Source organism: Alteromonas sp. ABV2_168 (assembly GCF_056161165.1).
Genome location: NZ_JBSWYQ010000005.1, coordinates 103588 through 129553 on the forward strand (window position 1 = coordinate 103588; position 25966 = coordinate 129553).

The following is a 25966-nucleotide window of genomic DNA, read 5'->3' on the forward strand; positions in this document are numbered from 1 at the left end:
GTCATAGTTCCGGCACTTCAGAATGTAGTGCTGCTGCAACTTTGCTTTGTGCTTTTCTGTTGACGATAAGGCTTACAGCGCGACTTGCTTTCAGCAATGCGGTCATATCGACGCCGGTATCAATGCCCATGCCATTGAGCATATACAGTACGTCTTCTGTAGCAACATTGCCGCTGGCGCCTTTGGCATAGGGACATCCCCCCAGCCCCGCAACGGCACTGTCAATGATACTGACACCCTGCTGCAGAGCCACAAGTATGTTTGCCAGAGCCTGTCCGTAGGTGTCATGAAAATGCACTGCCAGTTGTGGCAGTGGTACTACCTCTTTAACTGCTTCCAGCATTGCTGCTGTTGCCAGCGGCGTACCGGTTCCGATGGTATCGCCAAGGGATATCTCATCACATCCCATTGCGATGAGTGCTGAAGCCAGCCGAGCTGCAGCAGCAGGGGCAATGTACCCTTCATAGGGACAACCCAGTACACAGGATACATAGCCCCTGACTTTTAACCCCTTTGCCTTCGCTTTGCTGACAACCGGTTCAAATCTGGCAAGACTTTCATCAATGCTACAGTTGATGTTTTTTTGTGAGAAGGATTCTGATGCTGAACCAAAAACAGCTACTTCTTTTACATTTGCCGCCAGCGCCCCATCCAGCCCCTTTTCGTTGGGTGTCAGCGCACTGTAGGTGACGCCGTTAACTTCAGGCAGTCCGGCAAACACCGCGGCGGTGTCTGCCATTTGCGGTACCCAGCGTGGGGAAACAAAGCTGCCTGCTTCAAGGCGTGTCAATCCGGCCTCAGTGAGCATACCAAGCAATGCTATTTTCTGTTCAGTGGTCACCGGTGCGGACTCATTTTGCAGTCCGTCTCTTATCCCCACCTCAACCAGCGTTACTTTGCGGGGGAGTTCATTCTTCATCAGGCGTAAACTCCAGCAAGACACTGCCGCCGTTAATCATGGTGCCCGGAGAGCAGAAAAGAGATGCCAGCGTACCATCGCAGGGCGCTTTGATACTGTGCTCCATTTTCATTGCTTCCATGATGACCAGAACGGTATCTTTTTTTACTTTGGTGCCGGCTTCAACAGGGCAGGCGACAATCGTGCCGTTCATCGGTGCAGTGAAGGTGTTTTCTGTGCCGCTTCCTTCATCAGAGCCCGTATCCGGTTTGATTTCATTAAAAGTCAGGCTGCCTTGTTGCGTGAAAATAGTGCGGGTTTCACCGTTCTCTGAAACGCGGATGGTTTGTAAAAGATCGTTAATGTTTAACTGTATCGCGTCATTCTGCCATTTACCGTTTGCACGCAATGCGTTGCCATCAATGTTAATCAGCCAGTCGTCGTTTGCCTGTTCAGGCCAGCGGATGTCTACCGTGAAATTGTCAGTTCCGGCAACAGCCAGTTGCAGTGTTTTCTGACAGGTTCCGTTCATCCGCCATGATAAGGTTGTTTCCCATGGAGATATAACGGAGGTCTCTTCCCGTGGCAACACGCAGATCAGTGCCATCATAGCCAATTGTTCGTCACTGACTTTTTTGCTTTGCCGCAACGATGCTGTGTGTTTGTCGATGAAAGTAGTTGTTAAGTTGGCTGCGATAAACTCAGGGTGAGTGGCCAGCCTGTGCAGATAATCCACATTGGTGGTCACTCCGGCAATATGATATTGCCGTAAGGCTGTCGCCAGGCGTCTGAGTGCCCGTTCCCGGTTTTCATCCCATACAATCAGTTTTGCGATCATCGGGTCGTAAAACACGGAGACTTCATCACCGCACCGGACACCGGTATCCACCCTGACATAACGGGAGGGTTGCGGCGGAGTATGATCTTTGAGGATGCCGGTTTCCGGTAAAAAGCCGTTATCCGGATCTTCAGCGTAGAGACGGGCCTCAAAAGCATGGCCGTTTATCGTAAGTGCTTGCTGTTTTTTCGGCAGTACTTCACCCTGTGCGACCTTGATTTGCCACTCTACCAGGTCTTCACCGGTGATCATTTCCGTCACAGGATGTTCAACCTGCAAACGGGTGTTCATCTCCATGAAATAAAAACTGTCATCTTCATCAAGGAGAAACTCCACTGTGCCGGCACCTTCATAGGCAATGGCTCTGGCTGCCTGCAGTGCCGCTTCACCCATCTGAGTGCGAAGTGCTTCCGTCATGCCGGGAGCGGGGGCTTCTTCAATGATTTTCTGATGACGGCGCTGTAAGGAACAGTCACGCTCAAACAGGTAAACACCATTGCCGTGCTGATCGCAAAACACCTGGAACTCCACATGACGGGGACGGGTGAGGTATTTTTCCACCAGCATAATATCGTCACTGAAGCTGGCCATAGCCTCCCGTCTGGCAGCACTCAGAGCGTCAGCGAATTCTTCATCTTTCCAGACCTGGCGCATGCCCTTACCGCCACCACCGGCTGCGGCTTTCAATAATACCGGATAGCCCATTTCTCTGGCAGCCTGAAGTAATACTGCATCCGCCTGGTCATCACCGTGATAGCCCGGGACAAGCGGAACACCGGCTTTTTCCATAATGGATTTGGCCGCTGATTTTGAACCCATCGCACGGATGGCCTCAGGCGGCGGACCAACGAAAATAATATTGTTGGCACGGCAGCTTTCGGCAAATGCTGCGTTTTCAGATAAAAAGCCGTAACCGGGATGGATGGCATCTGCACCGGTTTTCAGTGCAGTAGCAATGATGACATCGCCACGAAGGTAACTGTCTTTTGACGGGGCTTCGCCTATTTTTACCGCTTCATCAGCCATCGCAACATGCATGGCGTTTTCGTCGGCAGAGGAATAAACCGCCACCGTTGCTATACCAAGTTTCTTAGCAGAGCGGATAACACGGCAGGCAATTTCACCGCGATTCGCAATCAGAAGTTTATTAATCATTACTGCTCTCCTGCCACTGCGCCGGGCGCTTCTCCAAAAAAGCGGTTAACCCTTCCTGGCCTTCATCAGATACGCGGATATCCGCGATTTCCTGACTGGTTTCCTGCATCAGGTTTTCGTCTACCGGACGGAATGCCACATTTCGCACCAGCGCTTTTGCTCTGGCCATGGCCACGGGACCATTTTTAAGCAATTGAGAAACGAGAGTTTCTACCGTGTCATCCAGTTCGTCTTCGGTGACCACTTCACTGAGCAGGCCCAGTCGTCTGGCACGGCGGGCTGAAAATACTTCTGCGGTCTGGAAATAGCGGCGACACACACGGGCACCCATCGCTTCAATGACATAAGGGCTGATGGTGGCAGGTATAAGACCAATCCGGACCTCACTTAAGCAAAACTTGCTGAGTTTGGTACCCACGGCCATGTCACAACAGGCAATCAGACCTACTGCGCCACCGAAGGCTGCACCCTGAACTCTGGCAATAACCGGTTTTGGTAAGGTATTCAGTTTGTTAAGCAAACTGGCAAGGGCGAAAGCATCCTGCTGATTTTCCTCTACAGAATAACCAGCCATTTTTTTCATCCAGCCGGCATCTGCACCGGCACTGAAAGATTTACCTTCAGCCCGCAGGATCAAAACACGAACGTAATTGTCCTGAGCGGCGGTGTCTAAGTAATGAGATAACGCTGCAATAATGGTGTCATCAAACGCATTGTGCTTTTCCGGCCGGTTCAGTGTAATGCTGGCAACGCCGCGCTCATCAATATGGTACGTCACGAAATCGGTTACAGGTTCCATGATCCGGACTCCTTACATGCGGAACACGCCGAAGCGTGTTTCTTCAACGGGTTTATTCAGGGCGACTTTCAAACTCATTCCCAGCACTTTGCGGGTATCGGCAGGGTCAATCACACCGTCATCCCACAGGCGCGCGGAAGCATAGTAGGGGTGTCCCTGCTTTTCATAAGTATCGATAACCGGTTGCTTGAAGGCCTGCTCTTCATCGTCAGTCCAGCTTTCGTTATTACTTTCTTTCTGGTCACGTTTTACCTGCGCCAGAACGCCTGCAGCCTGTTCACCGCCCATCACTGATATGCGGGCATTCGGCCACATAAATAAAAATCGCGGATCATAAGCGCGTCCACACATGCCATAATTGCCGGCGCCGAACGAGCCACCTATGAGAACCGTGATTTTCGGCACTTTGGCGCATGCCACTGCGGTGACCATTTTCGCTCCGTGTTTAGCAATGCCGCCAGCTTCGTATTGTTTACCCACCATGAAACCGGTGATGTTCTGCAGGAAAATAAGCGGAGTCTTGCGTGTTGCGCATAACTGTACAAAGTGCGCGCCTTTCAGCGCACTTTCGCCGAACAGAATGCCATTATTGGCGACAATACCTACTTCCATACCGAAAATGCTGGCAAAGCCGCAAACCAGTGTTGTGCCGTAGAGGGGTTTGAATTCATCAAACTCAGAGCCGTCTGTGATCCTGGCTATTATCTCTCTGACATCATAGGTTTTCCGCGAGCCTTCCGGCACGATGCCGTAGATGTCTGATGCCGGATAGCGTGGCTCTTCCCAGTTTTGTTCTGCCACCTGATACCGGTTCTGCCGGTTCAGTCTACCGACAGCATTGCGTGCCAGCTCCAGTGCATGATGATCGTTATTAGCGAGCTGGTCGGCAACGCCTGAAGTACGGGTATGCACATCGCCGCCGCCCAGTTCTTCAGCACTGACCACTTCACCGGTTGCTGCTTTTACCAGCGGAGGACCGCCGAGAAAAATGGTGCCCTGTTCGCGTACAATAATACTTTCATCGGCCATGGCCGGTACGTACGCACCACCGGCGGTACAGGAGCCCATTACCACAGCGATTTGCGGAATATTTTGCGCTGACATATTGGCCTGATTGAAGAAGATCCGGCCAAAGTGTTCGCGGTCGGGAAATACTTCATCCTGACGGGGCAGGTTAGCGCCACCGGAATCTACCAGATAAATACAGGGCAAATGATTTTCTTCCGCGATGGTTTGCGCCCGTAAGTGTTTTTTGACTGTGAGCGGGTAATAGGTACCGCCCTTCACAGTGGCATCATTGGCAACAATCATGCACTCCAGGCCGGCCACGCGCCCGATCCCGGCGACTACGCCGGCGCAGGGTACGTAATCGTCGTACACTTCCCAGGCTGCAAACTGTCCGATTTCCAGAAACGGAGAGCCTTCATCCAGAAGAACGTTTATACGTTCACGGGCCAGTAGTTTCCCCCTGGCATGGTGTTTCTCCACGGCTTTTTCGCCGCCGCCCTGAGAAATCTGAGCGACTTTGGCTTTAAGATCGTCTGTCAGACGGCGCATACAGGCGGCATTATCTTTAAATTCTGCCGATGCAGAATTCACAGTAGAACGCAGAACGGGCATAACCCCTCCTTACTTATTCAGATTCTTTGAACAGTTCGCGGCCGATGAGCATCCGGCGGATTTCAGAGGTACCTGCGCCTATCTCATAAAGTTTCGCGTCGCGGAGTAAACGTCCCGTAGGGTACTCATTGATATAGCCGTTGCCACCCAGCAACTGGATGGCGTCCAGCGCCATACGGGTAGCCAGTTCCGCCGAGTACAAAATGGCACCTGCAGCATCTTTTCGTGTGGTTTCCCCGCGATCGCAGGATTTTGCAACGGTGTACACATAGGCCCTCGCGGCATTCATCTGCGTGTACATATCGGCAATTTTGCCCTGTACAAGCTGAAATTCACCGATAGACTGACCAAACTGCTTCCGGTCATGAATATAGGGTACGACGATGTCCATACAAGCCTGCATGATACCCAGCGGACCACCGGACAGCACAAGGCGCTCATAGTCCAGTCCGCTCATTAAAATACGGACGCCTTCGCCTTCTTTGCCCATCAGATTTTCTGCCGGCACTTCACAGTCTTCAAACACCAGTTCGCAGGTATCGGAAGAGCGCATACCCAGCTTGTCGAGTTTTTGTGCACGGCTGAATCCCGGGAAATCACGCTCAACAATGAACGCTGAAATGCCCTTGGGGCCGGCCTGTGTGTCAGTCTTTGCATAGATAACAAAGGTATGGGCATCAGGACCATTTGTGATCCACATTTTATTGCCGTTGAGGATGTACTTGTCGCCTCGCTTTTCGGCCTTCAGCTTCATGGAAACCACATCAGAACCGGCGCCGGGTTCACTCATCGCCAGCGCCCCGATATGCTCGCCGCTCACCAGTGCCGGTAAGTATTTTTCTTTTTGTGCCTCAGAACCGTTACGGAAAATTTGGTTTACACATAAGTTTGAGTGCGCTCCGTAACTTAAACCAATTCCGGCTGAAGCGCGGCTGATTTCTTCCATGGCGACAGTGTGTGCAAGATACCCCATGTTGGCACCGCCATAACTTTCATCCACCGTGACACCCAGTAACCCCATGTCACCAAATTTTGTCCATAACTGATTGGGAAAACGGCTTACTTCATCCGCTTCTGTCGCCAGCGGTGCAATCTCCTGCTGAGCAAACTGATGCACATGTTCTCTGAGCATGTCGATTTCTTCGCCCAGACCAAAATTCAATGTGGGGTAGGGTGTTATCATCTGTCGTGTCCTCGTTTTAATTCTGCCAGCTCTTCACGGCAGCGTGCTTCAACTTCATCAAGTTCACCCATCAACATCTGAATGTCTTCGAGTTGCTGACGAAGTACCGCACGCTTTTGTTCCGTCATGCTGAGCATCGTTTCCAGCTGTATGGCTGAATCCGGATTTGTGTCGTAAAGTTCGAAAAGGTTGTTCACTTCCGCCAGCGAGAAGCCCAACCTCTTACCACGTAAAATTAGCTTTAACCTCACCCTGTCTTTGTTATTGTAGATGCGGTTCTGCCCGGTTCTTGAAGGTGTAATAAGTCCTTGTTCTTCATAGAAACGGATGGATCTGGGTGTTATATCAAACTCCTTTGCCAGTTCTCCGATGGTAAAAGTTTGCTCTTCTTTGTTGTTTGTCATGACTGCGCCTTGTCGGTGTCGTTAACCTGTATGCCCGGCCCGTAACAGGCATGACGACTGAGAAACTGTCTTAATACAGGTTTACGTTAACGTAAATTGTAGTTAACGTTAAGGTAAAGTAAGAAAATTGTAACGTCAATAAGTGCAAAGTTTCTGTTACGTTTTCCGGTGATATATGATGTACTGAATATAATTTGTGCAGTACCTGAACTTCCTAAAATAAGTGAGGCAATACAACTATGAGCAATGAAGCGGTAGTAATTGTGGAAGCAAAACGTACCCCTATGGGTGGATTCAATGGCAGTTTGTCTTCTGTGCCATCGACGGAGCTGGGTGCTGAAGTGATCAAGTCAATTTGTACAGATGTGGATTTGAGTCAGATTGATGAAGTTATTATGGGCTGTGTATTACCTGCCGGTCTGGGTCAGGCGCCGGCCAGACAAGCTGCATTGAAAGCAGGACTGCCTTTATCTGCCGGTGCAATTACCCTCAATAAAGTGTGCGGATCCGGACTCAAAGCCGTGATGCTGGCCCACGACCTGATCAAAGCCGGCAGCGCAGAAGTCGTCGTAGCCGGTGGCATGGAAAGTATGAGTAATGCACCGTACCTGTTGCCAAAAGCTCGCACAGGTTACCGTATGGGGCATGGTCAGGTACTTGATCATATGATGCTGGACGGACTTGAGAATGCCTATGATGGTAAAGCCATGGGGTGCTTTGCGCAGGATACCGCTGACAGTGAAGGACTGACCCGTGGTCAGATGGATGAATACGCGTTAACTTCACTTTCCCGCGCGAACGAAGCTATCAACACCGGTGCGTTTGGCAATGAAATTTCTGCTATTACCATCTCTACCCGTAAAGGCGATGTGGTGGTTGATACTGACGAAGGACCGGGTTCAGCCCGTCCTGATAAGATTCCGTCATTGCGCCCTGCATTCAAAAAGGACGGTACGGTCACAGCGGCAAACTCCAGCTCAATTTCCGATGGTGCTGCAGCCCTGCTGGTGATGTCTGAATCGAAAGCCGCGTCACTTGGCCTGACACCACTGGCCAAAGTGGTGGCGCACGCTACCAATGCCATTGAACCTGAAAACTTCACTGTTGCTCCAGTAGGTGCAATGGAAAAAGTGCTCGATAAGGCCGGTTGGTCTAAAGAAGACGTCGATCTTTGGGAAATCAATGAAGCGTTTGCCATGGTAACCATGCTGGCCATTCAAAAGCTGGGTCTGGATGCAGAGAAGGTGAACATTAATGGTGGTGCCTGTGCGTTAGGTCACCCTATTGGTGCATCCGGTGCCCGTATTCTGGTGACGCTTATCCACGCACTGGCTAACAAAGGAGCGAAGAGAGGTATTGCTTCTTTATGTATCGGTGGTGGCGAAGGTGTAGCCCTTGCCGTTGAAATGTGCTGATGGTTGCGTACCTTAGTTACTGAATATAAAGGCAGTGCAATCATGTACTGCCTTTTTTTATCTCTATGATTTGATTAATAAATAACCTTTTAAGCGTCAAGAAAATTTACAAATTAGCAACAGGTTATATATTCCTGCTTGATATATCTTATAAAGATCAGGAAGATAGAACACGTGGTGTGAATTTTGTATAAATATCAGACCTCCGATGACATGGAAGAAGTAAATAAAAATCGGGGAATAATAATAAATGCAGTAAATCCAGAAAGCGGGTTCCACGTTTGTAAATGCGTTAACGCAGATTCAGGCAGGAATAATTCCCGATGCGGTAAAACTGATGTTTTATCTTCTGAAGGAAGCCGCAAAACAAAAAAAGTGTCAATGGGAGACGCAATAAATGACATTTAAGAAAAAACTATTGGGAACAATGGTTTCTATGGCTGTTACCGCGGGTATGACTACCACAGTAACTGCTCAGCAGATTCCAGCCCAGGACCTGACGAAGTTTTCTGTTTCAGGAAACCAAGCTAATGTCAAAAAGGGTTCCGGTGTTTACATCATCCAGATGAAGCAGGCACCAGGTATCACCTACGCAGAGGAAATCGGGGAGCTCATCCCAAATAAACAACACGTCGCATCGAGGGGTAACCAATACGCCTCAGACACCAAACAAATCCGCAATTACACCAGCAAATTAAAACGCAACCAGCGTGCCGCAGCAGCCGCCGTGGGTAACGTTAAAATCATCCATAACTATGTTCACAGCTTTAACGGATTTTCAGCAAAGTTAACGCCTGCCCAGGCAAAAGCATTACGCGCTAATCCTGAAGTCGCCAGCGTCTGGGAAGATCAGATGGTGAAAGTAGACACGGCTAATACTCCTGAGTTCCTCGGCCTTACCGGCGCGGGTGGACAGCATACTCTGGGTATTAAAGGTGAAGATGTGATTGTCGGTATTCTTGACACGGGTATCACACCGGAAAACCCGAGTTTTGCTGATGACGGCTCTTACTCCGATCCGGCTGACATCGGTTGGCAGGGTGCCTGTGATACCGGTGAAGAAGCACAGGCAGGCACATTTGCCTGTAACAACAAACTTATCGGTGCACGTTTCTTCCCTGAGACTTTCCAGTCTGTTTATGACATTCAAACAGAGTTAGGTGAATTTATGTCTCCCCGTGACGCCGATGGTCACGGTAGTCACACAGCCAGTACTGCTGCCGGTAACGAAGGCGTGTCTGCTGTAATGAACGGCACTGAAATTGGCGTAATGTCCGGTATCGCGCCGCGTGCCCGTGTTGCCATGTATAAAGTGTGCTGGAACTCTGACTACGTTAACCCGCAAGGCGGTGACGAAGCCGGCTGTTTCTACGGCGATAGTATGGCTGCAATTGAACAGGCTATTGTTGATGGTGTGGATGTACTCAACTATTCCATCGGTGGCAGTCTGACTGACCTGACCGTGCCTTCTACTGCAGCCATGTTACGTGCGGCACAGGCTGGTGTATTTGTTTCAGTTTCAGCCGGTAACTCTGGCCCTGCAGCATCTACCACCGGCACACCTGCTCCCTGGGTAACCACAGTGGGCGCCTCGACTTATGACGGTACAACTGTTGTAAATGGTCTTGAAGTCACCCAGTTCGATGAAACCAGTACGGTTGCATTTACCGAAGGTTCAATTACAAAACCACTGAGTGAAACAGGTCCTGTGACCGGTTCACTAGTTGTAGCTGAACCACTGCTGGCCTGTTTTGACGGTGCAGCATCTACGCCACTTGATAACGCTGATGATATTTCAGGAAACATTGCGTTAATTCAGCGTGGTTCCTGTGCATTCTCGCAAAAAGTTAGCCGTGCACTGGATTCAGGTGCGACTGCTGTCGTGGTCTATGACAATGGCGGCGGTGTGACCGTAATGGGCGGCGATTTTGTCGGCGGCATCCCCGGCGGTATGGTTACTGAAGCTGTGGGCAGCATGCTGAACTCTTCAGCGGTTGAAGGCGGCAATGTGACCGTGACAATGAGTGCCGGTACCTACGTTGAACAAGAGGAAACAGGCAATATCATGGCTGATTTCTCAAGCCGTGGCCCGAATGCCTCTACACTGGATGTTATTAAGCCGGATATCACAGCCCCGGGTGTTCGCATCCTGGCTGCAACCACTGACACGCCAATGTTCGGCGAGCAGGGTAAGCAAGTGGCTTACTTAAGCGGTACGTCAATGTCTTCCCCGCACATTGCCGGTATGGCAGCGCTGCTTATCGATCAGCATCCTGACTGGACTCCTGCTCAGGTTAAATCTGCACTTATGACTACTGCTTATCAGGATGTCACCAAAGAAGATGGCAGCACACCGGCTGATCCGTTTGATTTTGGTGCTGGTCATGCTGCACCGGTTTCTGCTATGGAACCCGGCTTAACCTTTGATGCTTCTTTCTTCGATTACATGGGCTTTATGTGTGGTCTGGACGAAGAATCATTTGTTATCAGCGAGTCAGGTTATGATTGTGCCACTTATGAGGCCAATTACTTCCCGACTGATCCAAGTCAGCTGAACTATCCGTCAATTGCTATCGGTGAATTGTCCGGTGCTGAAACTATCTACCGTTACGTTTCTGACGTAACTGGTGCAGACAGCACTTACACCATTTCAATTGAAGGTCTGGATTCACTGGATGTTTCTGTTCAGGGCTATAACAGCGAGCTTACGCCGGTTCAGGGCGGTGTGGTAGAAGTTGCAGCAAACGGCACCTCAGCATTCGCACTGACAGTAGCGAAAACAGAAGAAACTGTTCTTGATGAATGGATCTTCGGTGCAGTGGTACTTGAGGGTGATAACGGTAAAGTTGTTCGCAGCCCGGTAGCAATTATGCCGGCAGCGGATGAGAACATTTCTGCACCTGAGAGCGTTTCTGTAGGTCTGAACTCCCGTGGCCGTGGTTTCTTCTCAGTGGGAATGAACTATACCGGTCGTGCAAGTATCGACTACGCAAGTCTGGTTGCACCTGAAGTGGTTACAAGCACCGTTGAGCAAGATCCTGACAGCTCGTTCGCATTCAACGAAGACGGTTTGTCTACTACCTTGTTCCACATCCCTGAAGGGACCACCATGGCCCGTTTCAGCTTACGTGACGAACTGGTAGAACAAAGCGGTACTGACCTTGACCTTTACGTTTACCGCTGTGAAGGCTGGTTATGTTCAGAAGTTGGTGTGTCTGCATTCGGTGGTTCTGATGAAGATGTTGTTCTGATGAATCCTGAGCCGGCAGCTAATGTTGGCGTTGGTGATGTCTATATCGTTTGGGTTCACGGTTGGGATCTGAATGGCGCGACGGAAACTGACTTCCAGATGCCTGTATGGGTAGCCGGTGGTAAAGACAGCAGCAGCCGTTTCAGCATGTCATCCCGTGCGGTTGACGGACGCCTTAATGACGTTCGTATCATTACCCGCGGTCTTGCGTCTGGCGTACCTTACATGGGTACCGTGACGTTCTTCGATGGTGATGGCCAGGAACAGGGCACCACAATCGTTGAAGCTGTAAAACAATAATCAGAGGAAACGGGTACAGTGATTTTCACTGTACCCACACATTAAAAAGGCAGAAGTAACATGAAAAAACTAAAAGCACTCTTTAGCGCAGCCGTACTGGCTTGTTGTTCAATGATGTTTGCAGCGCAAAGTCAGGCTGCAATTATCTCTCAGTCTGTATATGTTGGTGGTCTTGAAATCATTTCTTATGACCTCGAACTGGATAACAGCCTGATCAATTCAGGGATGGGGGCAATCAGCACTTATGATGGCCTGGCGTTTAACCTGGTTGATTTCTATATCCCTCTGGCAGACGGCTGGAACCCCGTTTTGAACGATTTCGAAGCTGTTGTCGATGTAGATAATATCTTCGCGGGCGTTGAATTTTTATATGTAGATGCAGAGGATGATTTCCCCTGGTACTACAGCGTTTATTACGATGCATTCTCCACAATTGATAATTACGTAGCTATTTTCTTTGCCGGCGATTATCAGTTAGAAGCATTTGAAGATGACGTAATGGTTGTTAACTCAGTAAGTCTGTCTGAACCTTCAGTGCTGGCACTGTTTGCTCTGGCGTTCGGCGGCATGATGGTACGCCGTCGTCGCGCGTAAGCAGTTTACTGTTATGATTAAGGCCTTCCCGATGAAGGCCTTTTTTTATTCCTCATTAATTACATCCATTTTATCTGCTCAGTCAGATAAACAGGTCGGTCCGGCGCAACCGTTGCATCACTTGTAAATGCCGGGAGATACTATGATCTTTGTACCGGCACTTTCCTTATTAAGAATAAGTCGTTAACCTGTAGCCGTTGGCGTTCAGTGAGTTTGCCACCGGTAGTTTTCCATTTCCCCGAGGTTGTTTGTTTGTCAAAACGGTATTTATTCCTGTTTCTTGCGCTGGTTGCTTTAGCCGGCAAGGTGCCGGTGGCCGTTGCTGCCGGAGAACAGGTTGTCACGTACTGTATCGATCCCGACTGGATGCCTTATGAAGCCATGCGTAACGGCAAACATATTGGGATCTCCGCAGATTATCTCGATGTTATCAGTAAGCTCTCTCATCTCAGGTTCGAACTCATCCCCACGGAGAGCTGGCAGGATTCGCTTGCGGCTGTAGAGTCCGGTGCGTGTATGGTGACGACAATGATCAACCGTACACCCTCAAGAAGCCACTTTTTGAACTTTACTACCCCGTATATAGAAGTACCTAACGTACTGGTAGGCCGTAACGGTACGCCTATCGTTCAGGGGTTTGAAGGTGTCGGCAATCGTATCGTCGGTGTGGTCAGCGGTTTCAGGCATGCGGAATACCTTGCCCGCTACTATCCTGATTTGCTTACGGAGTATGTTGATTCTGAGGTGAGCGGGTTACAAAAGCTATCTAAAGGCGACATCGATTTAATGGTGGGTTCACTGATGGGCGTTTATTCTGCAATAAACGCTCACGACTTTTCAGATCTGCAAATTGTCGGTTTTGCCGAGCCTTTTGATATGCTTTCCTTTGGTGTGAATAAGAATCATGCCGAACTGGTTCCTTTACTGAATAAGGCGATTTCGTCTATACCTGAATCCCGTAAAGTTGATATTTATAAACGCTGGAATGCTGTTCGTCAGGTAAAGCAGAGCCGGTATGGGTTTGTGCTCGGTATCGTGTTTATCGCTATTGCACTTGTTGCTGTAGCCGCCTGGCGAAAACGGGTAATTAGCAGTTACCAGCGCCAAATCAGCCAGAAAAACGATGAAATTGAAAGCTTGCAGTCTTCGTTACTTGAAAAGAACCGTACACTGGAGTTTTTATCCACGCGGGATGAAGTAACCGGCTTATACAACCGCAATTATTTCATGCAAAAGGCTGAAGAAGAGATCTCAAGGCATTTGCGTTTCCAGACTCCCTGTACACTGATTGCGATTGAAATTACTGAGAACGGTAATAAACTCAGGGCAGGAGCACACACAGACAGTCTATGTAAACGACTCACCAGTGCTTGCTTAACCACAGTAAGAGATGTGGATATTACGGCAAGGTGCGAACCTGATAAGTTTATGATTTTATCACCGCAAACGAACCTTGCGGCAGGCGACAGCCTGGCGAACCGTTTACTTGAGTGTCTGAAAGCAGAAGCAGATCCTACAATCATTTTTATCACAGGAGTGGCTGAACTGCAGAGCGGCCAACGTTATTCCGAATGGAACGACGACCTTAACAGAGCTCTCAGTGCTTCCCGTCGTCAGGGCGGCAACGTAGTCGCGTTGGCAGAGTAGGTTTTGGTAGAGTAAGGCCGGCAGAGGCTTAGCCGGAGGTATCCGGCTCATAGTGCCACTGATGGCCTTCATAGCGGATTTTGCAGCGTTCGTATTCCCGTTCTGAGCGCCAGTTACGGTTATTCAGTTTGGCTGATACGCCGGCGTAAATTCGTTTGTTGGCCTTTAACTGAATACGGTTTTCATATTGCGTTTTCAGCTTTTTCAGTTCCGACGCTTTCAGTTCCAGCCAGTTTAATAACGCTGTTTCATTATTCAGAAGAGATTTTGCTTCGGTTATTTTGTGCTTTAAATCTTTATGGATGGTACGACCGGAGATGACCTCCAGTTTCTCGCGGTGGCGGGAGTTATTCTCCCGTAGCTGGCGTAGCAGTTCATCAATGGTTTCTTTACGCTCCATCAATGCACTCATCCCCCCAGTAAAATCTACTTTCAGCGTACTGCCTGAAATCGCGCCCAGTGTGCCGGCTTCAACTTTGTCTTCGCACACAATTTCACAGGCAAACAGATTACCCATTGGTTTGGATATGTTTCCTACAGTGACAGAACCACCGGCCTTCAGGCGGCTGTAGGCCATTTGTCTGCCCACGGTAATATTCTTACCGGCAATAATATACAGCCCCTGGCCATGCTGAACGTGAATGCTGCCGCCTGCGATAAGCGTGCATGCATAACCTTCAGCGTTATCGGTAACCTTACCCATTGCACCTTCAGTGATGATGATATCGCCGCCGGCTTCAATGATTGCAGATTCAACAAAGCCGTTAATCGTGATGTCTTTGGTTGCTTTGATTTTCATTTTCTCTGCAACATCACCATTCACCAGAACAGCACCGTCATAGGTGACATGTCCGCTGCCCACATTGACACCATTGCAAATAAAGGTGTCGTCAATATTCATGCGATGTTCATGGTATTTCGGCATCCCGGAAATCGTCGCCACCAGCATGTTCTCATCTTCATTACTGACGGCGGTACCGGAACCCATTTTAAATTCCAGCCATTCACCGGGCTTGGGGTAAAGTACCGTGTCTTTAACGTCATAGCCTTTACGGCCTTGAGTCGGTGCTGTTCTGCGCACTACCGGTGTGCCGGTTTTCACACAGACGACGTCGCCAAGATTCCGGAGATCCGCTTTTTCGCCGTCACTGGTCTGAGGCTTGAGGACCCGCTCAAGTGCATTCGGGACCAGCGGAATAAATCTTGAACCCTTTCCGTTTCTGGGAGGGAGTCCCCTGGCCACTACAGCATTGAGCACCTGGCCGGGTTCTGCTTTTTCCGCTTCTTTCAATAGCATATTGATGTGGCGCATGCCCACGCCACGGCGTATGCGCTGTTTCCAGGCGAGGTTACGGATAGTAATGGCATTAGGCATTCTGCCGCCGTAGGGAGCGGTAAGCCGCAAAGTGGCGTGCATGTTGTCTTCACTGATAACAAAGTCGACTTCTGCATGACGCAATTCAGCAATGTCTGCGGTAACCGGCGTCTTGTCGCCGGTTTTATGATAAAGGTTTGCTTTGTCACATGCTGATTTCAGGGCTTTTTCTGACAGATAAAAATCGCTGTAAGCACCACTGGCTAATTCAGATTTAATGGTGCTCAGATCTGCTTCCTTTTCCATTTCGGCAGGAAGTAAGCTAAGGGTGACAAACTGAGTATCGCTGTTGTAACTGAAAGAAATACCTTTCATCTTCTGTTCCATGAGACTACGCCAATACCATATCGGCAAACTGCTACTACGTCTTTAGTCTACTTTATAGTGACAGTTGCGATGAGGTCAAAGGTTTTGAGCGTATTGATATAGCGCCCTGAGTATAGCTTGTCTGTTCGGATCGTTCTGATGCTCATGCGCCAGCGTTTCCAGTTCCATCATAAACAGTTCGAGGGTAACCGTGGCGGGCGAATCTTTATCAGTCAACCTGTATTGTCTGTGTGCCTGCCAGCGGTGCATTTCATCAGCATTCAGCGTGTAAGGATAATTACGTGCACGATAACGGAACAGCAGGGTTTTTAAGGTCTGGTTCTGTGTTTGTGATGCCAGCCGGTCAAGCGCTTCCGGTGCGCTGGCATGCACCTGCTCACACCAGCGGCGCTCTTCATCTGACAAAAATCCACCACTGTAAAGGGAATGATCGGCGTCATTATCAACGTCATCATGAGGCGTGTTATACACATCAGACAACTTTTGTGTGATATCGCTGGCCGCTAAACGCTTGTAATTTTCCAGGCACTGCTCTCTGTTCAGCCCCAGCCGTTCAGCATTTTCTTCCGTCATGGCTTTTGCCGTTGTGACAAAAGGCGACCGGTTGATGTGAATAAGCTTTAGACCGGGACGGGGTTCATCCCCCAGCTCTGAAGCTGGTGTATACAGCTTTTCCCGGATGGTATCTGCATCATCGTTTAACAGCGGTTCTATGGGCTGAGACAAATCGACGGCGATAATGGCATTACTGTTAACGGGGTGCATGGCAATTGGCATTACCCAGGTACAACAACCCTGACTGGCGGGAATTTTAGACGAAATATGCAACAGCACAGAAGGCTGCTGCAGATTAATCTGCTTTAATACGGCATGTTTACTGCGCAATGAAAACGCATAGTCATAAAGTTTTGGTTGATGTTGCCGTATCAATTTTGCCAGCGCGATAGTAGCGCGAACATCCGAAAGTGCATCGTGAGCCTGACTATGTTCCAGTTCATTGGCTTTGGCCAGTTCTTCTAATTTGAATACCGGTGTACCATCGTCTCTCACCGGCCAGTTAATACCCTCTGGGCGCAGGGCATAGCAGGCCCTGGCAAGATCAATAATATCCCAGCGGGAATTGCCGTTTCGCCACTCTCTGCCATAAGGGTCATAAAAGTTGCGATAAAAGAGGGTGCGGCTGACTTCATCATCAAAGCGAATACTGTTATAACCAACCACGCAGGTGTTGGGCTGGCTCATTTCTTCATGGATACGTCTGGCGAAATCAGCCTCAATCATACCGTCACGCAGTGATTGCTGTGGTGTGATGCCGGTGATCAGGCAAGCCTGAGGGTGGGGCAACACATCATTGGCAATTTGCGCCATAATATTAACGGGCTTTCCAATAACATTTAATTCTGCATCGGTACGGATGGCAGCAAATTGAGAAGGGGTATCTTTGAGCGGGTTAGCGCCCCAGGTCTCGTAATCGTGCCATAGCATTGATGGCGCATATTGTGTCATTGGTAAATAAAATCCATTAGAAAAACGTTACGCGGGGCACTATACCAGCGCAGCAGGGTGCAAGCCAGTTTGCGGCTGATGAACTGATCCTCCGGACGATGTAAAACATGAACAACAATAAGGAAAAGGAATGAAAACGTTTCTCGCAGCTGTGATATGCGGCGCTCTGACATTAAGTTCGCAGGTAGTGGCGGCTGAAGAAAAACCGGTGGCAATCGTTATCCACGGCGGCGCCGGAACCATTTTACAGAAGAATTTCACGCCGGAACTGGAAAAAGCCTACAAAGATACCCTCAGCGAGGCGGCAAAAGCAGGCTACGCTTTGCTTGAGCAGGGCGAACCCGGTGAAAAGGCAGTAATTGCTGCCATCCAAATTCTGGAAACCTCACCGTTGTTTAATGCCGGCATTGGGGCAGTGTATACCTGGGAAGGTGAACACGAACTGGATGCCTCATTAATGCACGGCGGCACCCATAACGCCGGTGCGGTGGCGGGCGTAAAAACCATCCGGAGTCCAATCGCTGCAGCATCGGCCGTCATGCACTTATCTCCCCATGTCATGCTATCCGGTGAAGGGGCAGAAGCTTTTGCAGAAGAGCAGGGGCTGACGCTGGTGGATAACCACATTTTTGACACTGAAAGACGCCTTGAATCACTCAAAAAAGTAAAAGCCCGTATGGAAAGTGCAGGTTTGTACGGCGGTCAGAAAGGCAATGAACGTTTCGGTACAGTGGGCGCGGTTGTGCTCGACAGCGAAGGCAATCTGGTAGCTGGCACTTCAACCGGCGGTATGACTGCCAAGCGATACGGCCGCATCGGCGATTCGCCCGTGATTGGTGCCGGAACCTGGGCTGACAACGAGAGTTGTGCGGTGTCGGCGACGGGGCATGGTGAGTTTTTCATCCGTTATCATGTTGCAGCAGATATTTGTACCCGTATGAAATATCAGGGCACAACGTTAAAAGAGGCGTCTGATACAGTTATTTTTGATGTGCTCAAACCGGTGGGCGGTGACGGCGGCATTATTGCCATTGATAAAGAAGGCAATATTGCAGCACCGTTTAACTCAGCGGGCATGTACAGAGCAAAAATTGACGGTAAAGGTGTTCTTTCCGTGGGCATTTTTGAGCGGTGGGAAATATTGTAAAAATTATGTACAAATCCGGCTGAATTTATTCGCGTCCGGGCCACGGAGGGTCTAGGCTGAAAGTAACGACACGTCATGGTGACGTACTGGAGGCTAAACATGGAATCTTTGCAAGTAAGCGATTATATGAATCATCATCCGGTGAAGTTGACCGAAGACATGACCGTTGCCGAAGCCGTTGAAAGACTGCTGGCAAATAACCAGACCGGTGGCGCTGTTCAAAATGCGCGGGGGCAGGTGACGGGGTTCTTATCCGAACAGGATTGTCTGAAGATGATGATTGAGTCGAGTTATTATCGTGAGCAAGTGTGTCGGGTGAAAGACATTATGCAAACTACCGTCAGTGCAGTGAAACCCTGGAATTCTGTACTGGAAGTGGCGCAGCGACTGATTAACGAACGCCCGAGGGTTTTCCCTGTTATCGACGATGACGGTGTACTCGTTGGCGTGATAAACCGTGCCGCTGTTCTGAAAGCCATTGATAAGCAGCTTCAGTCGGGCTACGACAAAATGGCTGTTTAAGTTACCGCTTACACCGGCAGACATTAAAAAATAAACCCTTGCTATTAACCATAGCAAGGGCCCGTTCTCCGTTTTGCACTAAGCCGTTATTTCCGGCGATGTTGGCGGATAAATTCTGCCAGCGATGAACCGGAAACCAGTTTGAAGTTTTGTTGCTGAGAGGGCATCACGTTGTGTCCATCCTGGACAACCAGCAAGCCATCAGGCAGGTTTTCGCCGAAGGGCAGAGACATAGTTTCCAGACCGTCTGTTTCTGAAACCCCGTCGATGCCTTTTTGAAGATCAGGCACAATATCAAACGTGCCCAGCAAATGGTTATTCGTTGTGGCGTAAACGGCGTAGCGGTGATTGCCCTGACTGGACACTATCAGATAACGTTCCCCGTCCACATCAAACAGGCCCATACCTTCAATATCGTCTTTTACCGCACCGTCTGCTTTTGCAATCAGTGACGGCTCAGGGTTACTGATATCCAGGCTACGCTTCCACACGCCGGTATCTTCTTCGCCGTAATACAGCATGGCATTTTCATCGTCTGCCACGCAGCCCTCAGGCTGTGAAGGAACGGTAAACCGGTCGATGACCTTGCCCGTTACTTTGTCTTTTTCAAATGACAGGCGATGCCGCTCGTAACTGCCATCCGTATCGTTCACCAGTACGTCAACACCGTTTGTATGTTGGTACAGGCACAGACCATAAAGATCGTTTAATTGCGAGGGCAGCTTCCCGGCAGGTACAGCGTTTCTGGTTGCAGGTTCCAGCAGGAATATATCAACCGTGCGGGTAGTGCGGTTTGACGCTGCGGCAATGGCAAGTTCCTGTCCGGCTACCTGCCAGCGGGACCGCACGTCGACGTTATTTAGCCTGCCTGCATTCAGATGTTGAAGTCGCTTGCCTGAAAGATCATACAAGTCCAGCCCGGATTTTTTGTCTGTACCGATTATCACAGAGGATTCCGGTGCTTCGTCGTTGTACCATATGGCCGGATCGTCAGCGGCATCACCAAAGCGGGCAACGGGATCGGTTTCTGCGAATGCGGTTAAATGCCCGTCTGCCGGTTGTGTGCGGCGGGTTGCCGTTTGTGGTGCTGATACCGGTAATACAGCGGTAAACAGGCTTTCGCTGTCATCGTCATACAGGCCGATCACAGTGTTGTTGTTAAACGGGGCAGCCCTGACTGCTTCCCATTTATGTTCTCCGTTTATTTTAAATTCACTGATGCTGTCATTCTGGAAAACATTCACCACCGGAGCGTCAGGGGAAACGAATACTGTCAGTCCTGCTGCCTGGCCTACTCCTTCAACGCCTTCGCTTGTTACGCCGTGCTGTTGCGTCATAATAAGGGAGCGGCCATCACCGGCTTCGGCGTGATGGTCGTATTGCCACAATCCGGTATTTTCATCAGCCAGATAGACATAGCCGTTTTGCACATCGGCCTGGCAACTTTTAATGCCCGGGCCTGTGTTAACGGTTCGTATTTCTACAAAGTGGTCGTCTGCCAGCCAGTGCTGCTTCATTTGTCCTGTGGCGTCTGCTGTGGTCAGTGTCAGATATTCACCGGAAACAGATAAACACAGCGCTTCAATATCAGCCAGATCTGCCTGCAGCGATTGCTGTTTTTCAAACTCGTCAGTACCGGTGTTGTAGCGGTACAGCTCAACACCATAGGTATCTTTGTTAAGCGCCGCAACGGTCAGCGTGCCGTTGTGCTGCAGAATGTCGGATTGACTGAAGTGACCGGGTAGTGTGCTGATTATTTTCTGATCTTTACCGGTCAGAATCAGGCCCTGGGTTTCGCTGGTAACCAGATAATGCAACTGATTGTTGATGACCAGCGGGGTTAACTGATTACCTTCAATTGAAAAGGCTGTTGCATCGATGGTGACAGGGTCGGCCATTACCTTTCCCGGCGCAAAAAGCAGAGAGGCAAACAGAAAGGCGAGGGGAGTATGTTGTTTTTTCACTTTAAATCTCATTGAAATCGTTAGCAGTATGAGGGAAGAAAATCGAGGTGCAGCATCAGCCGCACCACGGTGCCTGCAGGTTACATTTGCCAGGTAAATCCAAGTTCAAATGTACGGCCGTATTCTTCGTACTGCGCATTGCGGTTTCGCTGGTCGAAATAGTGGTAGTAAGGCTCGTCGCTCAGGTTAATGCCGTTGAAATAAATCAACATGTCATCATTGATGTAATACTTGCCTGAGAAATCAAGCTGGTGGTGATCGTCTTCCATACGAAGCATATCGCCATCGATTTCTTCCAGGTTCTCGCTCTTGTACGTCATAGTAAGACGCAGGCTGACCAGGTTGTTTTCGTAGCCTAACGTAAGGTTACCCACCGTGTCTGACTGGTTGGGCAGGCTGGTTTCAAATGTTTCACCGTCAAGCAGGGTCGTTGCATCAGAGGACGAGAACGTACCGTTCGCTGACATTAAAAAGCCGTTATCAAAAGCTTTCACCCATGACAGCTCAAGGCCGTGTAAGCTGGCAGACTCACCATTCACAGGCTGTACCACTTCGTCATAGCCCTGCCAGTCTTCTGTACCGGCTACGTCTGCATATACGACAAAATTATCTATGTCTTTATAGAAGTAACCGGCAGAGAGCACACCGATTGCGCCGGGATAATACTCAACAGACAGGTCAATGTTGGTAGATTCATACGGTTTAAGTTGCGGGTTACCCACTTCGGCTTCCCGTTCAGTGACAAAGCTGTCGCCGTCTTCTTCTGTTTTACTCTCGATGATCTGGTAAGCCGCCACATCTTCAAACTTAGGTCTTGCGATAGTTTGTGTAAATGCGCCGCGCAACACGACTTTATCATTGAGGTCGTATCTGAGGTTCACACTTGGAAGCCAGTTGTCGTAGTCACGGTCCGCGTTCCAGGCGGTATTGATCACTTCTTCAACGTCCGTTTCTTCATTTTCAACCAGTTCAACCCGCATACCGTCAGTGCTGAAGTCCGTGCGCTCATAACGTAAACCGGCAACCACACGAAGGGCATCAATGTTGGCTGTTACCATAGCGTAGGCCGCGAAGATATCTTCATTATTTACATAAGACGCCCCGTTAGACTCTACCTCAGAGTCCAATTCGGCCAGTTCAAGACTATTGCGGTTACTGTTATAATTATTTCGCAATGCGTTTCTGTCCAGTCCGTCGCCAAAATCACCTATATTCCAATCCGGAGCAGCAGTTGCAAATCCTTCACCTGTGATGCCATCAAAGTCACCATCATAAATGGATATCTGGCTTGTATTTATTTTTTCACGGCTGCGGTATTTGCTACCAAATTTAAACTCGCCCTGATAATCGCCTAAGGTAATACCGCGGACAAAGTCAATTTTTGCACTCGTCTCGGTATCCTTCGTATAGTTATCTTCAAAACTGATTTCGTCTAAATCATAGTTGGCCAGTTGCATGGCTTCTGCATTCTGTGTGAGCTGCGGAATGCGGGTGTCGAGGTCAGCACTGATGCTGGCGTTATCCTGAACAAATGTGTAGTAAAGGGCATCAGGTTCGTCTTCCTCAGACTTTGCATAACCCAACTGCCAGTTGATATCCCAGGTATCCAGTTGATGTTCACCGCCGGCCGCAACGGTCATAATCGTTTGTTTCTCGTATCTGTCTTTGCTTTCTCTGGCAATTTCAGAGTCTTCGCCATCAAAGGTAAAAATATTCGCCTGACGATACTCGTTGTCAGAAAACTCGCTGTAAAGGGTTCGCAGGAAATACTGATTGTTGAAGTCAGGACGGAAATCGAAATTGACCGCAGCACCTAAACGCTCACGGGTGATGGTATAGTCACGCTGTTCCAGTTCATCATCGCCGTTGCTTTCAATATTGTCGGAACCAAAATCACGTTCAAACCATGAAAGCGCTGCGGCAACACCAAAGGATTCATTAAACTTGTGGGTCAGGCTGCCAGACAATTTCGGGCTCGTTTTATCTACCAGCTCATTGTGGCTGGCCTGCATGGTAAGTTTGGCCGTGTCCTGCTGGTAATCAAAGGCACTGACACTTTTCACTTCGATGGCACCACCGATAGCGTCACCATCCATATCTGCTGTGACCGATTTTGACACTTCAAGAGTCTGAATTAGTTCTGATGGGATAACATCCAGTGCTACAGAGCGCACACCGGCTTCCGGCGAAGGAATGTTAAGTCCGTTAATGGTAACGTTATTTAAGTTAGGATCGATACCGCGGATCCCAACAAAGCGGCCTTCACCCTGATCCCGCTCAATCGACAAACCCGGTAAGCGTTGTAATGCTTCAGCGGCATTTTGATCCGGGAACTGACCAATGGCGTCGGCAGAGACAATGGATGAAATGCGATCTGATACCCGCTGCTGGTTAATGGCACTTGCCTGGCCGCTGCGTTGTCCTTTCACCAGAATATCGGCGATGGCTTTGCCATTATCAGACAGTGCAATAACAGGAGAAACAATGCCTGTTTCCGTTACATTAACCACTTCTGTGACAGGTTGCGCGCCCAGATAGCTAACCTGAAGTGTGTAAGCACCTGCGGGCAGGGAAGGAAAGCGGAAGGTACCGTCTCTGCGTGATTCGGTAACAAGATTCAATTCTTTAAGTGTGATTTGAGCACCCGCAAAAACACGGGAGTTGTCGTCGTTTGTCAGTTGTCCGGCAATTTCTCCGGCATTCACTGACAAGGCAGCAGAAGAAAGGCTGAGCGCAGCTAAACAATGAGTGGTCAATTTTGAAAGACGAAGCATGAGTGCATTCCTGAATTTATAACGTTGTGTTAAGTGACTGGCCGCTACGCTAGAAAGAGTTAATGACAATTTTGTGACCGCATGATGACAGCGACTGTCATAAATACCTGATTTTATTATTTATTATTGTAAAAAATAAAATGGTGAGCCATTTTGACCCGAAGCTAACTCATTGAAGTTAATAAAGTTATCGCAATTGCGGGGAGTTTGACGCAGCAAATGATCACCGGATTGTCACATTGGTGAGCCAAAATGACCCTGTTATCACAGATATAAAACGGGTAAATCATCATTTCACCCGTCTGATTTAAGGTTTTTACAGGTTATGAATGCGGTTTTTCGTTACCGGCAAAGTCATCTCATTGGTGCCAGTATTGGCGCTCAGTGCATTGCATTATATTTAAGTTTTTCCCATGGACAGTTAAAGCCATTTGATGAGATTGCCTGGCTGGATGTCACCGGCGAGGGCAGCGTTATGCTGTTCGCATTTGCCTGGATTATTGCTGCTATTGCCAGCCGGCCACCCGGAAGGGTAACCACCTTGCTGGTGGCTGGCCTGAACTGTTTTGCATTTACCGCATTGCTCGATTTTCTGGATGAAATGTTCACTTACTCCGCAGCTTCAGACTGGTTAAGCATGCTGGAGTCTATGCCGGCTGCCTTTGGTATGGTGATCATGACAGCCGGATTGCTGGGCTGGCACGAAGAACAAAAAGCACTTAACAGGCAATTGCAGCGCAGAGAGTGGGCTTTACGTAATCATGGGCAGATAGACAGCGTCACGCAACTCTATCTGGCGGATTACTGGCAGGAACGTCTCACAGACCTGAAGCACCAGGGCGGCAGAGGCAGTGCAATCATGATAGACATAAACGGCTTCTCACGGTTTAACGAGGCCCACGGTTATGCCGAAGGTGACCGTTTTTTGCAGGAAATTGCCCGCTTACTGGTCATGCATGTACGTGAGACAGATCTCGTTTGCCGTTATGCAGGAGACCGGTTCGTGATTTTAATGCCTGATACAGCACATCCGGATGCCCGCCGGATTGCCGGCGATATTCAAACGTCGGTACATTGTCTGGCATTTAAAAGCGGCGCCAATACAACGGCCTTGTTTCAGTCTGTCCGTACGGCTGTTGGAGAGTTTGATGCACACCATAACAGCGACAGGTTGTTGTCAGATCTGCAGGACCAGTTAAATCATCAGGATACGCAGGCAGCATGAAACAGCCGGGTCATCATTTATCTTCAGAGCCTTTGTTGAATCCGGAAACCCGGTGTATCAGCGCATCGCCGTTTTGCCAGACGCTGCTTAATGTGGCGTGTGCCAAAGGGGCAGATAAAAACAAGGTGCTTCGGGGAACCGGTATTTTCGATACAGACCTCACGCACGAGCGTGCTTTTTCGCCGTTACAGATAGCTGCCCTTGTGCTGAATGCGGATAAATACGCCGGCGTGCGGGATTTTGCCTTTCAGGCCGGGCAGGCACTGGCTACATCACAATATAGTGGTGTCCTCAAAGCCATGGCATACAGTAAAAACCTGAGGCAGGCTTTACTGATTTTGCGTCGATTTACATCTCACATATCGCCGTTAGTGTCGTTTGGCGTATACCCAAGGCCGCAGGGTATAGTGATCACGCTGCGGGACAGTGCCGGCAAAAATAAAGCGTTCGATGCTGCATCACTCATGGTCTGTTCCGCCTTCATCGCGTTAACGAAGCAATGGTGCGGTCAGAGACTGCCTCTTAGTTTTCATTTTCCGTTTTCCCGCCCCCGACATATCGCTGAATTTGAAATGCACCTCGGACGGCGCCTGCATTTCGATTCTCCCTGTTTTTACATTGCGATAGATAACGCCTCCTTACAGAAGCCTTTTTTGCATTACGATACCTATTTGCTGAAAGCATCGGTTTCTCACTATAAAAAGCAATTAATCAGCGGTGTACAGCTGCCGGATTTTATCCGAAATGCAGTTATGCGTAACCCGCATCTTTGCGCTACAGACCTGGCTTCAGCGCTGGATATCAGCCCGGCCACACTGAAGCGAAGACTAAAAGCTTGTCACTGCACGTTTTCAGCGCTGGTTGATGATGTACGGCGGGAACAGGCTATATTTCTGTTACAAATTTGCCGGTTATCTAACGAAGAGAGTGCCTTGCGACTTGCCATTTCCGACCTTACAAACTTCCGGCGCGCAGTAAAACGCTGGACAGGTTTAACGCCCGGCGAGTTGCGAAGCCGTTAAA

At 49.3% G+C, this 25966-nt stretch carries 18 protein-coding genes; 8 read left to right on the top strand and 10 right to left on the bottom strand.

The window, feature by feature from the left end; all coding sequences use genetic code 11:
* Position 1 precedes the first annotated feature (1 nt).
* The 6 genes from ACXAH4_RS09565 to ACXAH4_RS09590 are packed head-to-tail and all read right to left on the bottom strand — an operon-like array spanning position 2 to position 6897.
* On the bottom strand, positions 2-919 hold the full coding sequence (locus ACXAH4_RS09565) for a hydroxymethylglutaryl-CoA lyase (RefSeq protein WP_474881663.1): 918 nt from the start codon (positions 917-919) through the stop codon (positions 2-4).
* Positions 909-2891 (bottom strand): acetyl/propionyl/methylcrotonyl-CoA carboxylase subunit alpha, encoded by a 1983-nt coding sequence (locus ACXAH4_RS09570; protein ID WP_474881665.1) that lies wholly within the window; start codon positions 2889-2891, stop codon positions 909-911. The genes ACXAH4_RS09565 and ACXAH4_RS09570 overlap by 11 nt, the downstream gene beginning before the upstream one ends.
* Positions 2884-3690 carry an enoyl-CoA hydratase/isomerase family protein gene (locus ACXAH4_RS09575; RefSeq protein ID WP_474851330.1) on the bottom strand — a complete coding sequence of 269 codons (807 nt, stop codon included), beginning with the start codon at positions 3688-3690 and terminating at the stop codon, positions 2884-2886. The genes ACXAH4_RS09570 and ACXAH4_RS09575 overlap by 8 nt, the downstream gene beginning before the upstream one ends.
* Before the next feature lie 12 nt (positions 3691-3702).
* Positions 3703-5310: a carboxyl transferase domain-containing protein gene (locus tag ACXAH4_RS09580; protein WP_474881667.1), complete on the bottom strand. Its 1608-nt coding sequence runs from the start codon at positions 5308-5310 to the stop codon at positions 3703-3705.
* Positions 5311-5323: 13 nt separating this feature from the next.
* Entirely contained in the window at positions 5324-6493 is a 1170-nt protein-coding gene (locus ACXAH4_RS09585) for an isovaleryl-CoA dehydrogenase (protein ID WP_474881668.1), read from the bottom strand.
* Positions 6490-6897, bottom strand: a complete 408-nt coding sequence (locus tag ACXAH4_RS09590) for a MerR family transcriptional regulator (protein WP_474844355.1) — start codon at positions 6895-6897, stop codon at positions 6490-6492. The genes ACXAH4_RS09585 and ACXAH4_RS09590 overlap by 4 nt, the downstream gene beginning before the upstream one ends.
* Before the next feature lie 239 nt (positions 6898-7136).
* Between ACXAH4_RS09590 and ACXAH4_RS09595 the strand changes: the two genes are divergently transcribed.
* The 4 genes from ACXAH4_RS09595 (at position 7137) to ACXAH4_RS09610 (ending at position 14103) form a co-directional block, all read left to right on the top strand.
* The gene (locus ACXAH4_RS09595) at positions 7137-8312 is read left to right on the top strand and encodes a thiolase family protein (RefSeq protein WP_474881669.1); all 1176 of its coding nucleotides are present in this window, start codon (positions 7137-7139) and stop codon (positions 8310-8312) included.
* A gap of 454 nt (positions 8313-8766) precedes the next feature.
* A complete protein-coding gene (locus ACXAH4_RS09600; RefSeq protein ID WP_474881778.1) occupies positions 8767-11862 on the top strand; it encodes a S8 family serine peptidase in 3096 nt (1031 codons plus the stop codon).
* A gap of 60 nt (positions 11863-11922) precedes the next feature.
* On the top strand, positions 11923-12456 hold the full coding sequence (locus tag ACXAH4_RS09605) for a PEP-CTERM sorting domain-containing protein (RefSeq protein ID WP_474851337.1): 534 nt from the start codon (positions 11923-11925) through the stop codon (positions 12454-12456).
* Positions 12457-12708: 252 nt separating this feature from the next.
* Positions 12709-14103, top strand: a complete 1395-nt coding sequence (locus ACXAH4_RS09610; protein ID WP_474881671.1) for a transporter substrate-binding domain-containing protein — start codon at positions 12709-12711, stop codon at positions 14101-14103.
* Positions 14104-14131: 28 nt separating this feature from the next.
* Here the strand turns inward: ACXAH4_RS09610 and ACXAH4_RS09615 are convergent, their stop codons facing one another.
* Together ACXAH4_RS09615 and sbcB are read right to left on the bottom strand one after the other, a co-directional pair.
* Positions 14132-15793 (bottom strand): DUF342 domain-containing protein, encoded by a 1662-nt coding sequence (locus ACXAH4_RS09615; protein ID WP_474881673.1) that lies wholly within the window; start codon positions 15791-15793, stop codon positions 14132-14134.
* Positions 15794-15880: 87 nt separating this feature from the next.
* Positions 15881-17311, bottom strand: a complete 1431-nt coding sequence (gene sbcB, locus ACXAH4_RS09620) for an exodeoxyribonuclease I (protein WP_474881675.1) — start codon at positions 17309-17311, stop codon at positions 15881-15883.
* Between the two features lie 130 nt (positions 17312-17441).
* Between sbcB and ACXAH4_RS09625 the strand changes: the two genes are divergently transcribed.
* Together ACXAH4_RS09625 and ACXAH4_RS09630 are read left to right on the top strand one after the other, a co-directional pair.
* Positions 17442-18458, top strand: a complete 1017-nt coding sequence (locus ACXAH4_RS09625; protein WP_474881677.1) for an isoaspartyl peptidase/L-asparaginase family protein — start codon at positions 17442-17444, stop codon at positions 18456-18458.
* Positions 18459-18557: 99 nt separating this feature from the next.
* Entirely contained in the window at positions 18558-18980 is a 423-nt protein-coding gene (locus tag ACXAH4_RS09630) for a CBS domain-containing protein (protein ID WP_474851347.1), read from the top strand.
* An 86-nt stretch (positions 18981-19066) separates the two neighbouring features.
* Here the strand turns inward: ACXAH4_RS09630 and ACXAH4_RS09635 are convergent, their stop codons facing one another.
* Both ACXAH4_RS09635 and ACXAH4_RS09640 read right to left on the bottom strand, forming a co-directional pair.
* On the bottom strand, positions 19067-20944 hold the full coding sequence (locus ACXAH4_RS09635) for a phytase (RefSeq protein ID WP_474881678.1): 1878 nt from the start codon (positions 20942-20944) through the stop codon (positions 19067-19069).
* Between the two features lie 80 nt (positions 20945-21024).
* Positions 21025-23718: a TonB-dependent receptor gene (locus ACXAH4_RS09640; RefSeq protein WP_474844345.1), complete on the bottom strand. Its 2694-nt coding sequence runs from the start codon at positions 23716-23718 to the stop codon at positions 21025-21027.
* A 325-nt stretch (positions 23719-24043) separates the two neighbouring features.
* On the opposite strand from ACXAH4_RS09640, the gene ACXAH4_RS09645 reads away from it, so the two are divergent.
* Together ACXAH4_RS09645 and ACXAH4_RS09650 are read left to right on the top strand one after the other, a co-directional pair.
* Entirely contained in the window at positions 24044-24943 is a 900-nt protein-coding gene (locus tag ACXAH4_RS09645; protein ID WP_474881680.1) for a GGDEF domain-containing protein, read from the top strand.
* Positions 24940-25965 carry an AraC family transcriptional regulator ligand-binding domain-containing protein gene (locus ACXAH4_RS09650; protein ID WP_474881681.1) on the top strand — a complete coding sequence of 342 codons (1026 nt, stop codon included), beginning with the start codon at positions 24940-24942 and terminating at the stop codon, positions 25963-25965. The genes ACXAH4_RS09645 and ACXAH4_RS09650 overlap by 4 nt, the downstream gene beginning before the upstream one ends.
* Position 25966 lies beyond the last annotated feature (1 nt).

What these genes read in the sequence shown, in the direction of transcription:
- ACXAH4_RS09565 (WP_474881663.1), bottom strand. Translation starts at nt 919, where the DNA reads ATGAAGAATGAACTCCCCCGCAAAGTAACGCTGGTTGAGGTGGGGATA.
- ACXAH4_RS09570 (WP_474881665.1), bottom strand. Translation starts at nt 2,891, where the DNA reads ATGATTAATAAACTTCTGATTGCGAATCGCGGTGAAATTGCCTGCCGT.
- ACXAH4_RS09575 (WP_474851330.1), bottom strand. Translation starts at nt 3,690, where the DNA reads ATGGAACCTGTAACCGATTTCGTGACGTACCATATTGATGAGCGCGGC.
- ACXAH4_RS09580 (WP_474881667.1), bottom strand. Translation starts at nt 5,310, where the DNA reads ATGCCCGTTCTGCGTTCTACTGTGAATTCTGCATCGGCAGAATTTAAA.
- ACXAH4_RS09585 (WP_474881668.1), bottom strand. Translation starts at nt 6,493, where the DNA reads ATGATAACACCCTACCCCACATTGAATTTTGGTCTGGGCGAAGAAATC.
- ACXAH4_RS09590 (WP_474844355.1), bottom strand. Translation starts at nt 6,897, where the DNA reads ATGACAAACAACAAAGAAGAGCAAACTTTTACCATCGGAGAACTGGCA.
- ACXAH4_RS09595 (WP_474881669.1), top strand. Translation starts at nt 7,137, where the DNA reads ATGAGCAATGAAGCGGTAGTAATTGTGGAAGCAAAACGTACCCCTATG.
- ACXAH4_RS09600 (WP_474881778.1), top strand. Translation starts at nt 8,767, where the DNA reads ATGACTACCACAGTAACTGCTCAGCAGATTCCAGCCCAGGACCTGACG.
- ACXAH4_RS09605 (WP_474851337.1), top strand. Translation starts at nt 11,923, where the DNA reads ATGAAAAAACTAAAAGCACTCTTTAGCGCAGCCGTACTGGCTTGTTGT.
- ACXAH4_RS09615 (WP_474881673.1), bottom strand. Translation starts at nt 15,793, where the DNA reads ATGAAAGGTATTTCTTTCAGTTACAACAGCGATACTCAGTTTGTCACC.
- sbcB (WP_474881675.1), bottom strand. Translation starts at nt 17,311, where the DNA reads ATGACACAATATGCGCCATCAATGCTATGGCACGATTACGAGACCTGG.
- ACXAH4_RS09625 (WP_474881677.1), top strand. Translation starts at nt 17,442, where the DNA reads ATGAAAACGTTTCTCGCAGCTGTGATATGCGGCGCTCTGACATTAAGT.
- ACXAH4_RS09630 (WP_474851347.1), top strand. Translation starts at nt 18,558, where the DNA reads ATGGAATCTTTGCAAGTAAGCGATTATATGAATCATCATCCGGTGAAG.
- ACXAH4_RS09640 (WP_474844345.1), bottom strand. Translation starts at nt 23,718, where the DNA reads ATGCTTCGTCTTTCAAAATTGACCACTCATTGTTTAGCTGCGCTCAGC.
- ACXAH4_RS09645 (WP_474881680.1), top strand. Translation starts at nt 24,044, where the DNA reads ATGAATGCGGTTTTTCGTTACCGGCAAAGTCATCTCATTGGTGCCAGT.
- ACXAH4_RS09650 (WP_474881681.1), top strand. Translation starts at nt 24,940, where the DNA reads ATGAAACAGCCGGGTCATCATTTATCTTCAGAGCCTTTGTTGAATCCG.